The organism is Cellulosimicrobium sp. Marseille-Q4280, assembly GCF_943181405.1.
Lineage (GTDB): Bacteria > Actinomycetota > Actinomycetes > Actinomycetales > Cellulomonadaceae > Cellulosimicrobium.
Genome location: NZ_CALPBY010000008.1, coordinates 183,838 through 196,612, shown reverse-complemented (window position 1 = coordinate 196,612; position 12,775 = coordinate 183,838). Strand labels below are relative to the sequence as shown.

General features: G+C 73.5%; 8 protein-coding genes. All 8 read right to left on the bottom strand.

The window, feature by feature from the left end:
* Positions 1-155 precede the first annotated feature (155 nt).
* A complete protein-coding gene (gene htpX / locus NFS20_RS19695; RefSeq protein ID WP_251153497.1) occupies positions 156-1,043 on the bottom strand; it encodes a zinc metalloprotease HtpX in 888 nt (295 codons plus the stop codon).
* Between the two features lie 229 nt (positions 1,044-1,272).
* Positions 1,273-2,679: an FAD-dependent oxidoreductase gene (locus tag NFS20_RS19690; RefSeq protein ID WP_251153496.1), complete on the bottom strand. Its 1,407-nt coding sequence runs from the start codon at positions 2,677-2,679 to the stop codon at positions 1,273-1,275.
* Between the two features lie 302 nt (positions 2,680-2,981).
* A complete protein-coding gene (locus tag NFS20_RS19685; RefSeq protein ID WP_251153495.1) occupies positions 2,982-3,455 on the bottom strand; it encodes an LpqN/LpqT family lipoprotein in 474 nt (157 codons plus the stop codon).
* 129 nt (positions 3,456-3,584) lie between these two features.
* Positions 3,585-3,854, bottom strand: coding sequence for a hypothetical protein (locus NFS20_RS19680; protein ID WP_251153494.1), 270 nt, complete (start codon positions 3,852-3,854; stop codon positions 3,585-3,587).
* A gap of 146 nt (positions 3,855-4,000) precedes the next feature.
* Entirely contained in the window at positions 4,001-8,512 is a 4,512-nt protein-coding gene (locus NFS20_RS19675) for a type VII secretion EssC family protein (RefSeq protein ID WP_251153493.1), read from the bottom strand.
* Between the two features lie 69 nt (positions 8,513-8,581).
* On the bottom strand, positions 8,582-9,283 hold the full coding sequence (locus tag NFS20_RS19670; protein WP_251153492.1) for a hypothetical protein: 702 nt from the start codon (positions 9,281-9,283) through the stop codon (positions 8,582-8,584).
* Positions 9,280-11,058, bottom strand: coding sequence for a serine/threonine-protein kinase (locus tag NFS20_RS19665; RefSeq protein WP_251153491.1), 1,779 nt, complete (start codon positions 11,056-11,058; stop codon positions 9,280-9,282). The genes NFS20_RS19670 and NFS20_RS19665 overlap by 4 nt, the downstream gene beginning before the upstream one ends.
* Complete coding sequence (locus NFS20_RS19660) at positions 11,055-12,773, bottom strand: FHA domain-containing protein (RefSeq protein ID WP_251153490.1); 1,719 nt, start codon at positions 12,771-12,773, stop codon at positions 11,055-11,057. The genes NFS20_RS19665 and NFS20_RS19660 overlap by 4 nt, the downstream gene beginning before the upstream one ends.
* Positions 12,774-12,775 lie beyond the last annotated feature (2 nt).

Sequence of the window (12,775 nt, the reverse complement as noted above, 5' to 3'; positions counted from 1 at the left end):
CGGGGCCTTCGTCCACGGTAGGCACCGCGACGCCCCCACGGACGGGGTCGTGAGCCGGGTCACGCAGCCGGTACGTCACGCTCGCAGGTCACGCTCGCAGGTCACGCTCCTGCGTCACGCAGGGAGGTCACACAACGGCGTGCCGCCCGACCGGGTCAGTGGTACGTGATCCCGCCGTAGCCCGGCCCGTGCCCGGCCATCGCCTCGAGGCGCTTGATGCGCTCGGTCATCGGGGGGTGCGTCGCGAACATCTTCGCGACGCCTGCGCCCCGGAACGGGTTCGCGATCATGAGGTGCGAGACGTCGACGAGGTCTCGGTTCTGCGGCAGCGGGGCACGCTGCGTCCCCGCGTCGAGCTTGCGCAGCGCGGACGCGAGCGCGAGCGGGTCGCCCGTGAGCCGCGCGCCGTCCTCGTCCGCGTCGTACTCGCGCGTGCGCGAGATCGCCATCCGGATGAGCATCGCCGCGATCGGTGCCAGGAAGACCATCGCGAGGGCGGCGAGCGGGTTGCCGCCCCGGTCGCGGTCGCCGCCGAAGATCAGCAGGAACTGCGCGAGGGACGTGATGACCCCCGCGAGCGCACCCGCGACGGACGAGGTGAGGATGTCGCGGTTGTACACGTGCATGAGCTCGTGCCCGAGGACTCCGCGCAGCTCGCGCTCGTCGAGGATCCGCAGGATGCCGTCGGTGCAGCAGACCGCGGCGTTCTTCGGGTTGCGCCCGGTGGCGAACGCGTTGGGCGCCTGCGTGGGCGAGACGTAGAGGCGCGGCATCGGCTGGCGGGCCTCCGTCGAGAGCTCGCGGACGATGCGGTACATCGTCGGCTGCTCGAGCTCGCTCACGGGCCGGGCGTGCATGGCCCGGATCGCGATCTTGTCGGAGTTCCAGTACCCGTAGAACGTCGTCACGAGACCGATCCCGACGAAGATCCAGAGCAGGTTGGCCCGGGCGCCGAACAAGGCCCACAGGCCGAGGACGACGACCCACATGCTCCCGAACAGCGCGGCGGTCTTCAGGCCGTTGAAGTGCTGGCGTCGTCCCACGGGCGCTCCTTCCACGCTCGGGGCGGCCCACCGTGGTGCCGGGCCGCCCGCAGGGCGGCGGTCCTGCCGCCGCCCACCAGGTGAACGCGCCACGGTCCCGACACGTTCCCGAGGCACCCGTCGCGCCGCCCGGGCTGGACGCCCGCGCTGTCACCCGGCCGGCTCCCGGCACGACGACGGCGCCCCACCCGGGCGGGCAGGGCGCCGTCGTGACGGTGCGTGGCGCCGGTCAGCCGGCCTGCGACTCGCCGCGCGCGACGCGGATCATGTCCTCGCGTGGGACGACCTTGATGCGCTCACGGCCGTGCGGCTCGCCGAGGCCGCGCTCGTACGCGTCGAGCAGCTCCCAGCCGGACCACTCGATGTAGTCGACGCCGCGCTCCGCGAGGAACTCGACGACGGCGTCCGGCGTGCCGAGCGGGGCGACGCGCCCCGCCTCGAGGTCGGCCGCAGCGACGTCGTCGCCGACGCCCGTGACGTCCTCGACGAGGTGGCGGATCGTCTCGGACGCGTCGGACTTCGTGTGACCGATGAGGCCGACCGGTCCGCGCTTGATCCACCCGGTCGCGTAGACGCCCGGCAGGTGCTCGCCGTCGATGTCGAGGACGCGTCCCTCGCGGTTCGGGATGACGCCCTTGAGCTCGTCGAACGGGATCTCGGGGAGCGGAGAGCCGAAGTAGCCGACCGCGCGGTACACGGCCTGGACGGGCCACTCGTGGAACTCGCCCGTCCCCGACACGGTGCCGTCGCCGTTGAGCTGCGTCCGCTCGGTGCGCAGCGCCTCGACCTTGCCGTCGCCGAGGATCGCGACCGGGGCGTGCAGGAAGTGCAGGTGCAGGCGGCGCGACGCGGTGTGCTCGCTCGGGTCCTTGAGCGTCCAGTCCGTGAGGGTCTTCACGACCTGCTTCGTCTGGTTCGACGAGCTGATCGCGGCCATCGAGCCCTCGTCGAACTCGAAGTCCTCCGGGTAGACGATGACGTCGACGTCGGGGACGTGACCGAGCTCGCGCAGCTCGAGCGGCGAGAACTTGGCCTGCGCGGGACCACGACGGGCGAACACGTGCACGTCCGTCACGGGCGACGCCTTGAGCGTGTCGTAGACGTTCTGCGGGATCTCGGTGGGGAGCAGGTCGTCGGCGTGCTTGGCGAGGACACGGGCGACGTCGAGCGCGACGTTGCCGGCGCCGAGCACCGCGACCTGCTGCGCCTCGAGGGGCCACGTGCGCGGGACGTCCGGGTGCCCGTCGTACCAGGACACGAAGTCCGCGGCGCCGTAGGACTCGGGGAGGTCGATGCCCTCGATCGGGAGCGCCGCGTCGCGGATCGAGCCGGTCGAGAAGATCACGGCGTCGTAGTACTGCCGCAGGTCGTCGAGCTTCAGGTCGACGCCGTAGTCCACGTTCGCGAGCAGGCGGATGTCGCCGCGGCTCAGCACCTTGTGGAGCGCGACGATGATCTGCTTGATGCGCGGGTGGTCCGGCGCGACGCCGTAGCGCACGAGCCCGAACGGTGCGGGCAGTCGCTCGAAGAGGTCGATGCTCACGTCGAGATCGGTCTTGGACAGGATGTCCGCGGCATAGATCCCGGCGGGACCCGCGCCGACGATCGCGACGCGCAGGGGACGGATGCTGCTCACAGGACAGGGTGCCTTCCGGTGGAGGACGGGAGTCTGGTGCTCGGTCTGGTGCTCGGTCTGGCTCGCAGTCGGGTGAGCAGGGCTCGTGCCCGGCCGCAGGACGGCGGTCCGGAGCTGACCGACCGCAGGAGACCACCTCGATTGTACGACCGGGTGAGGGTAGCCTCACTCAGCCCTCTCCCGATCCTCCTACTGTGCCAGCGGTCTCGCCAGGTGGATAGGGCGTCTTGTGATCCGGGCGAATGTAAACGGTGACGGTCTCGCGATGCCGTCACCGGGCGTCACGGGTTCGTCACCGGTCCTCAGCGGTCGAGGCTCAGGCTCTCCTGCACCGCGCGGATCTCGTCCCCGGCCCACGGGTGCTGCACGAGCGTGCACGTGCCCGTCGTCTGCACGACGTCCGCGACCGGCCCCCGCGGCACGACCACGGTCCGCACCGACTGGACGAGCACCACCCCGCCCCCGCCCTTGAACGACGCCTCGACCCAGCGGCCTGCGAGCCCGTCCACCTCGATCTCGCCGCTGCCGAGCTCGCGCAGCTTCGGCAGGGGGCGCAGCTTGCGCAGCACCTCGGCGTGCGCGTCCTCGAGGGTCGCGTCGGCCCGTACGCGCGAGACGACGACGATGACGTTCGGGTTGAACTCGCCCTCCGGCACCTCCCGCCCGAGCGCGAGCGGGAGCGCGACGTGAGGCAGCGGCACCCAGCCCTCCGGGGCGGTCGCGCGGACGCCCACGGGCCCGGGGAAGTCGTCGCTCGGGTAGCGCAGCTCGGTCATGCGGCAGGGCCTCTCGTCGGGGGTGGTGCGTCAGCAGTCTCGCAGACCGCCGGCTCCCCCGACACGCCGAGGGCGCAGGACCCCTCTCGGGATCCTGCGCCCTCGGTGGACCGCAGTGGAGCTCGCGGATCAGGAGTTCGAAGCCTGCTCCTGCTGCTGCGCGTTCTGCTGAGCCTTCTGGCCCGCCTCGGTGAGCATCTGCGAGACGTTGTTGAGCTGCGTCTGCGCGGCCGGCCAGTCGCTGCCCTTGAACTGCTGGGCGTCGGGGCCCTCCCACGTCACGCCCTGGACCTGGGTGTTCAGCGTGTTCATCGTGGTCCGGATCTCGTCCGCCTTCTGCTGCAGCGTCTGACCGAGCCCGCGGAGGTCCTCGACGTTAGCGCCCCAGTATCCAGCCATGGTTCATCTCCTTCTGTCCTCGGCCTCCACCTTGCGTGGACGCCGTCCCGTTGTCGATGGCCCTACTCAACCATCGGCCCCCGCACGGCGTCGATGGGGAGGCCTCCCCATCGCCGTGCCGGAAGTGTGCTCGAGCCTCCGCGCCCTCAGCGGGGCAGCGCGACGTGCATCTTGCGCGCCCTCCCCGAGACCACGAGGAAGCCGCGACCGGGCGGGAAGTCGGCGCGGCGCAGCCGTCCCAGGCCCGTGCCGAGCAGCGTGTCCCCGTCGAGGTCGCCCGGCGTCAGCAGCAGCCCCGACCGGCCGGCCTTGAACGGCTGGGCGATGGCCCACGCCTGGCCCCACGTCGACGACTCCGACTCGCCCACCACGAGCTGCTCCGCGCGCACGGCCGTCCGGACGAACGCCGCGAGCGGCTGCTCCGCGGGCGTCCCCGTGAACTCCGTGACCGACTCGACGAGCACGGTCAGCGACCCCGGGCGCAGCGAACCGCCCTCGAGCGCGGCCGTGAGGCTCCCGAGCAGCGTCACGACGTCCTCGGGGGACGTCGCGGTCGTGTCCCACGCGTCGAGCGAGGAGATGCTCGTGCGTCGCGGTGCGAGGTAGACCACCCGGCCCGCGCGCGCACGGCGCACGGCCTGCGCGATGGTGACCAGCGCCGTCGTCCGCCCGCCCCCCGGCGGTCCCGACAGCATGAAGGTGCCCCGGGCCGGGAGCGCCACGGGAGCGATGTCCAGGTCGTCGAGGCCGATCGTGGGCCGGTCCCCCGTGAGCTCCGGCAGCGCGTCCAGCGTGAAGCTGTCCGGCAGCCGGTCGACCCCGGGCGCCTGCGGGATGCCGAGGCGCGACATCGCGTCGCGGAGCCTGCCCAGCTCGCGGGCCTGGAGCGCGACGTTGGGGTCGCCGCCGAGCACCGCGACCTGCACCTCGTTCTCCTCGAGGATGCCGCGGCCGGGGGGCGAGGTCAGCGTGAGGACGTCCTTCGGGACGCCGAGCGTCATGTAGTCGTCCTCGTTCGCGAGGCGCAGGACGAGCCGCTTCTGGATCGTCGAGCCGAGCGACGTCGGGACGGACGCCGCACGGTCGCCCGTCACGACGACGTGCACGCCCACCTGGCGACCGTCCGTCGCGATCTGCGTGAAGGCGCCCCACACGGGGAACGCGTGCGACGGGCGGAACTCGTACGCGTCGCGGAACGCCCCGATCCCGTCGACGAGGAGCAGGATGCGCGGCTCGTCGGGGACGCCCGCGATCCGGCGGTACTCGTCGAGGCCTCCCGCCCGCACCGCGGCGTACCGCGCGGAGCGCTCGTCCACGACGTCGCGCAGCGTGCGCAGCACGCGCTGGACCCGTTCCTCGTCGTCGCCCGAGACGACCGCCCCCACGTGGGGCAGGTCCTCGAGCATGCGCAGGCCGCTGGCGCCGGCGTCGATCGCGTACACCTGGACGGGACCGCCGCGCGCCGTGATCGCGGCCGACACCGCGATGGTGCGCAGCGTCGCGCTCTTGCCGGAGCCGCCCGTGCCGTAGATCGCCATGTTGCCGTCACGGTCGGGCTCGTAGAACACGGTGGGCTGCGTCTGCGTGGTCGGGTCGTCCTCGACGCCGAGCAGGAGCATGGCGTCGGTACGGGGGTTCGGCAGCCGGGCGAGGTCGTAGGTGCGCGCGAGCTCGGGGAGCCACGGCTTGCGGGGCGCCGGGACCGCCGCCTCCACCGCGGCGCGCGAGATCGTCGCGACCACGCGCGAGATGTCGTTGGGACCGGGGTCCTGCGTGTCGTCCTCGACGTCCGGCTCCGGGAGCTCCCAGCGCATGCCCGTGCCGAACGACATCTCCTGGACGTCGATGCGCGACGGCTCGGGCCGTGAGGACGTCCATCCGCCCGCGTACCCCGTCTGGAACGGGGTGATGCGGCCGGGGCCCGTCTTCACGGCTCCGCGGCCCGGGATCGACGGGTCGAAGTGCGCCGCCATCGGGATGCCGAGGATGTCCGTCGAGTCGTCCTCGTCCGCCATGCGCAGCGCGACGCGCAGGTTGGTGTTGGCGCGCAGGTTGTCCTTGATGACACCCGCGGGCCGCTGCGTCGCGAGGATGAGGTGCAGGCCGAGCGAGCGACCGCGCTGCGCGACGTCGACGACGCCGTCGACGAACTCCGGGACCTCGTTGACCAGCGCCGCGAACTCGTCGACGACGATGAGCAGGCTCGGCGGGGCGTCGGGGTCACCGGTGCGCTCGAGCGACGCGAGGTCCTTCGCCTTCTTGCGGTTCAGCAGGTGCTCGCGGTACCGCAGCTCCGCGCGCAGCGACGTCAGCGCGCGCCGCACGAGGTGCGGCGACAGGTCGGTGACGAGGCCCACGGTGTGCGGCAGGTTCACGCAGTCCGCGAAGGCCGCGCCGCCCTTGTAGTCGACGAACAGGAACGTCACGCGGTCCGGGCTGTGCGCGGCCGCCATGCCGAGCACCCACGACTGGAGGAACTCCGACTTGCCCGCACCCGTCGTCCCGCCGACGAGCGCGTGGGGCCCTTGCGTGCGCAGGTCCAGGTAGAGCGGCTCCGTCCCCGAGTGCCCGACGAGGCCGCGCAGGTTCGTCGGGGTGCGGCGACGCACGGGAGGCGAGCCGTCGCGCGGGGTCAGGGACCCGTTCTCGCGCCACGCGTCGACGAGGATGCCCGGGTCGTCCGCGAGCGACGTGCCCGCCAGCGCCAGGTAGGAGACGGAGCGCGGGAGGTCGGAGTCGTCGTCGACGGGCGCGCCGACGTCGACGACGGGCGCGAGGATGCGCGCGACGTCGTGCGCCGTCGCGAGGTCGACGGTCTCGCACGTCACGGGGAACGACAGGCGCCCGACCCGCACCTCCCCCGTGGTCGCGCCCTGGGCGGCCCCGGGCCGGCCCGCGCCCTGTGCGTCGGCCGCGGCGCCGTTCTCCTCGACGAGGACGAACGTGCGGCACGCCGCAGGCAGCTGCTCCACCGACGGCGCGACCCACACGAGGTGGACTCCCGCGTCAGCGCCGCGCTCGGCGAGCCGGGTGAGGCGCGAGCGGTCCACCGGCGCGTCGTCCTCGACGAGCACGACGACGGTCGGCAGGACGGGCTGCGGGGTGTCCTGGGGCTCCTCGGGGTCGATCGGCCCGCGCAGCTCGGCGTGCGCACCGAGGTCTGCCCCGCGGAGCTCGACGATGTCCTCGAGCCGGGACAGCAGCGACAGGGCGGCGCCCGGGTTGTCGGCGAGGTGCGCACCGCCGCCGAGCGGGCTGTGCGGCGAGCCGGTGTGCGGGAGCCACTCGAGCCACTCCCAGTCGGCGCGCGACCGCTGCGACGTGATCGCGGCGAGCACGAGCTCGGACGGCGAGTGCAGCCCCGCGAGCTGCACGAGGATCCCGCGGCCGACGGCGTCCGCCGTCGCCCCGGCACCAGCGATGCCCAGCGCGCCGTCCGTGCGCAGGCGCGCGACGACGGGCACGCCGTCGATCGTCGCGCACTGCGCGTGGAGCTTCTCGAGCTCGTTCCAGAACTCGGGGAGCGTGTTGTTCTCGTTCTGCTGGTCGACCTGGGCGCGCGACGGCGCGGTCCCCAGCCCGACCCGCACGGTGAGGAACGCCTCGTGCTCGGGCCGGTGGGTCCACAGGAGCCCGCCCAGGCGACGGACCGCGTCCACGGTGTCCGTGACGGAGGGCGCCTCCGTGAGCCGCACGGCGCGCTCGACGGCGTGCGTGCGGTCGATGGTGTCGCGCATCGCGGCGACCGAGGCCCGGAACTGCTCGACCTGGGCCTTGAACTTGCGCTTGGCCTGCACCCGCTGGTCGAGGTAGTTGCCGAGCATGAGGATCGGGCTGAGGGCGATGAACACGATCGACAGGATGTTCTGCGTCACCGAGTAGAGGATCACGCCCATGAGGAGCGGCGCGACCATCGCGAGGTACGGGAAGCGCGTCGGGTCCTGGGGCTGCGGGGGCTTCGGTGCCCGCAGCTTGCGCTCGGGGAAGCGCGCGACCACGCGCGGCGAGCGGTTGAACTCGACGACGGGGCTCGTCGGGGCGAGGCTCGTCGACCGGTGCAGCGACACCACGGAGACCACGGTGCTGCCGATCGCGACGGTGTCCGCCGACGTCAGCGTGGAGCGGGTCATGCGCTGACCGCCCATGACGAGGCCGTTCGCCGAGTTCGTGTCGGTGATCTCGATCGACTCGCCGACGGTGATGCGCGCGTGCCGCTTCGACACCTGCGGGTCCGAGAGCCGGATGTCCATGTTGCGGTCGCGGCCGACGTAGCTCGTCCCGACCGGCAGGGGGAACTCGCGTCCGGCGTCCGGTCCTTCGAGGACCCGCAGGACGGCGACCGCTGCGCCACGGTCCTGGCCGGGCGAGTCGAACTGCTCGGAGACCCGCACGATCGAGACCGTCGAGCCGGAGCGCAGCCCGGCTTCGATCAGGTCGCTCGTGGGCGACAGGACCCGGCCCTGGACGGACGCGCCGCTCGCGGTCGGCGCCCCGGTCACCTGGAGCGTGAGCCGTTCGGGCAGGGCGGACCCCGCGCGCGTCGGGTCGCCCGCGAACAGCGCCTCGGCGACGTCGCGCACGGTCGCGGTCGCGTCGGCCGTGACCGCGACGTTCGTCGTCGTCGAGTCGGGGCGGTGCAGGGTGAGCTTGATGCGCACAGGGGCGTCCTCGGGGGGTCCTCGGGGGTGGTCCTGGGTCGTGGCCGCGCCGACACGGGCGCGAGCGGGTCAGCCGTCGTCGGTCGCGTCGAGCAGGGGGAGGTCGGCGGACGTCACGAGGCGTGACGCGACCGCGTACTCGACGAGCCGCGCCCGCCGGTTCGTCGCGAGCGCCCCGGGGCCGCCGCGCAGCCCCTTCACGCCGATCCGGTCGAGCTTGTCGCACACGTTGTCGAGCTTGCGGTTGAACCGCGTCGTCGCCCAGCCGAGCCGCGCGGCCGCCGCGGCCGACGACGGGATCTCGGACAGCCCCGTGCCGTCGCGGCGGAGCATCGGCTCGGCGAGCGAGACGATGAGCTGCTTCTGGCTCGTCGTGAACGTGATCATCCCGATGGTCGTCGCACCGGAGTCGGCGTCCTCCGACCGGATCTCCTGGTACGGCGCGCCGTGCAGCTGCGCGAGGATCTCGTACGTCGTCGGACCGGCGGTGAAGACGATCGACGTCGTCGGGAAGACGATCGGGAGCCGGTTCCCGGGCGAGAGCCAGGACTGGACGCCACCGCCGGCGTCGCACACCGTCGCGGAGATGAGGGAACCCACGTTGGCGAGCCACCAGATCCCGCTCTCGAAGGAGACCCGGAGGAAGCGGCGGTGCAGGTACGGGTTGTCCTCGATCGAGAGGTCGCCGTCACGGCCGATCTCGAAGACGTCGCCGTCGTCCGCGGAGGGACGGAACCACTCGCCGCAGAACTCGATCGCGAGCTCGCTCACCCGGCCTCCCCCTCGACGCACGCCGTCTGCGGGCTGGCGGAGGGCTTGCCGTCACGCTCGACGATGACCTCGATGCACACGCGCTCGCCCGGCTTCGCGCTCAGCTCGACGGTGTCCTGGTCCCAGATCTGCTTGTACTGCGCCGTCTCCACGAGGTCGAGCTTGCGCCACGCGAAGCCGTCCCCCTCCTGCGCGTCCAGGCTGTCGTACGCCCACGTGAAGGTCGCGACCTGACGTTCGGGGTCGTACGTCCCGGTGAGGTCGTTGACGGGCGGGACGAGCGCGCCGAGGTTGTCGGACGGCACGGTCGAGGTCTCGCTCGTCGGGGTGGTGCTCGGGTCGTCGTCGGCCTCGGAGGAGCCCCCGCCCTGGGTGAGGGCGAAGATGCCGACGCCCGCCAGCACGAGGACTCCCGCTCCGACGAGGACGGGGACCAGCGCCCCGCGTCGCGCCTCCTGCTCCGGCGCGCCCGGCGCCGCTCCCTCCCCCGGACCGACGGTGCGCTGCACCGTGTCCTCGACCGGCGCCGTCCCCCAGGGCGCGTAGGGCGCGACGGCGCCCGGGTGCCGCCGCGACGGGTCCGTCGCCTCGACGACCGGCGCGTACGGACCGGCGGTCGGGTAGGTGCCCGAGGTGCCCGACGACGGGTGGCCGGGCGACGTGCCGGTCGGACGGTCAGCCCACGCCGCCGGTGCCGCCGATGCCTGCTGCGGGACGTGGGCGCCCGGCGTGGGCTGCGCGGGCCACTGCGGTGCGGGCTGTCGCGGCGGGTGGAGCGGGGTGGTCGGCAGCGTGGGGTTGCGCGTCGGGGTCGGCTGCGCCTGACCTCCGGGGTCGATCGACACGACCTGGCGCAGGCGCGTCCCGCCGTCGTCGTCCGGCTCCTCCTCGTGGACGTGACCCGAGTCGTCCAGGAGGTCGACCGGTGTGACCGCGTACGAGAGCTCGTTCTGGACCTGCTGCAGGGCGCGGGCGAACGCCAGCATCGACGGGTACCGCGACGCAGGGTTCTTGGCCATCGCCGTGTCGAGCACGCGCTCGAGCGACGCGGGCACGTCCGTGCGCCCCGTGCGCGGCAGGGGCGACGTCTCGATGCGGGAGATGAGGTTCGCGCTGGAGTTGGAGCCGCCGGGGACCTCGAACGGCGAGCGACCGGCGAGGAGCGTGTAGGTCGTCGCGGCGAGCGCCCACACGTCCGTCGCGATGCCGCTGCGCGGGGGCTCCGCGAACGACTCCGGCGGGGACCACGGGATCGACATCCCCTCGGCGCGCGCGGCGTCGTCGACGGTGGACGAGATGCCGAAGTCCGTGAGCGCCGGGTGGCCGTACTCCGTGACGAGGATGTTCGCCGGCTTGATGTCGCGGTGGAGGATGCCCGCGCGGTGCGCCGTCTCGACGGCTCCCGCGATCTGCACCGCGGTCCGCAGGGCCTCCGCGACGGACAGCCGCTCGGTGCGGTAGCGGGCGCCGAGGTTGGGTCGCGAGCAGAACTCCATCGCGAGGTACGGACGCCCGTCGTCCGCGACGTCCGCCTCGTACATCGTGACGATCGACGGGTGCGTCGACAGCGTCGCCATGAGGTCGGCCTCGGCGTCGAAGGCGGCCCGCTGCGACGGGCTCGACCACTCCTGGAGCAGGACCTTCACCGCGACGCGGCGCCGTGGCCGCTGCTGCTGGTACAGGAAGACGTCGGAGAAACCGCCCGAGCCGATGAGCGAGACGTACTCGAAGCCCTGGATCTCCGGCGGCGGGGACGGTGCTCGCTTGGTGCTCACCAGATTCCTTCGAACGTCAGGGTCACGTCGTCCCCGAGGTCGACGACGTCGCCGTCGACGACGAGCACGGGCTCCGACGGGTGCAGGCGGCGCGGCGGCTGGCCGGCGCGCAGGAGCGTGGTGCCGTTCGTCGTCGCCATGTCGCTCACGAGCACGTGCCAGCCCTCGAGGGTGACCTCGAGGTGCGAGCGCGAGATGTCCTGCTGCGGGCTCGGCACGGTCACCAGGCGCGGCAGGTCGGCCGCCTGCGTCCGGGGCGTCCTGGGTCGCCGCCCGACGACGACCCCGCGGTCGAGCTCGATCGTCTGCCCGGTGGAGACCAGTAGCCGACCGAGCGGCGGGCGCACCGCGAGCGCGGCGTCGCCGTCGAGCGCACCGCCGCAGACCGCGCACGTGTCGCGCGACGGCGGGTTGCCGTGCCCCTGCTCGCACGTCCGCGCGAGGATCCGCTGCTGTCCCGAGGCGGGCGGCGTCGTGAACGAGGGGGTCGCGGGCGGTGGCGGCGGGGTGTCGGCCTCCTGCGCGGCCGCACGCAGGTCGGCGATCGCGGACGACAGCACGGTGTGCCCGTCGTGGTCGAGACCGCCGTCGGCGGAACCGTCGGGCGCCGCGTCGTCCGGGGTGACGGTCGCGGCGCGATGGGCCGCGGCCGGGGTCGCACCCGTCCACTCGCGCGGGACGCCGGCGATGAGGCCGCCGGCCTGCGGCGGCTCGTCCGGACCGGGGACGGGCGGGACGCCGATCCCCGGGGGCGGCGGGACGGTCGCGTCGACCCGCTCGGCGGAGCCGGGCGCCGGGACGGCCGGCACAGGTGTCTCCGCCGGCGACGTAGAGGGCTCGCCCTCGTCGTCGTCGGCGTCCTGCGCCCGGACCGCCGCGTCCTCGACGGTGCGCAGCACCGTCGAGCCCCACAGGTGCGAGTAGTCGTCGGCCGCCGGGAACGGGTCGTCCGGCGTCACCGGGGCATCGTCCTCGGTCTCGCTCGCCGTACCGGGGTGGTCGAGGAGGCCGGCGCCGTCCGGCTCGGGCGCCATCGTCTCCTCGGGAAGCGCGATGGTCGCGCCGAACGTCCCGGGCTGCTCGGACGGTGCAGCCGGAAGCGCCCCCGCGGACGCGGGCTCGGCGCGGAGCGAGTCGTCCGTGCCGCTGCTCGTGCCGCCGGCGACGACCGGTGCCGACGCCGCGGTCCCAGGAACGGAGGTCTCGTGGACCGGGGCCTCGTCGCGCTCGGGGTCCGCGACCGCCCGCGCGGGACGCTCGGCGAGCTGCCACGCCACGGCGTCGGCCAGCACGACCGCGGACGCGAGGGGCCACGTCGCGCGGTCCCCGAGCAACGGCTCGCCGACCGGGGCGTCGGCGGGGGCGGCGCCCGTGCGCACGAGCAGCTCGACCACGTCGTCCACGACCCGCTCGGACCAGGTGGTGACGTCGTCACCGTCGACGTGGACGCGGTCACCACCCTCGACCTCCAGGGTCACCGCGAGGGCACCCCGCACGGCGACGTGGACCCGGCGGTCGGCCACGACGGCGACCGCGAACGGCGGGATCGTGCGCAGGCTCGAGCCGAAGGCGCCGGTGAGGACCTGGAGGACCTCCACGACCCCCGGCGCGGCACCGAGCTGGTCCCACACCTGGTCGACGAGGTCCGTCTCGACCGGCGCGGGGAGCACCACGACGGCACCGCCCCGCACGAGCGCGCGTGCCTGTCCCGTCACGT

Excerpts from the sequence above, each read along its gene's own strand:
- NFS20_RS19680 (WP_251153494.1), bottom strand. The coding sequence starts at position 3,854 with ATGGCTGGATACTGGGGCGCTAACGTCGAGGACCTCCGCGGGCTCGGT.
- NFS20_RS19685 (WP_251153495.1), bottom strand. The coding sequence starts at position 3,455 with ATGACCGAGCTGCGCTACCCGAGCGACGACTTCCCCGGGCCCGTGGGC.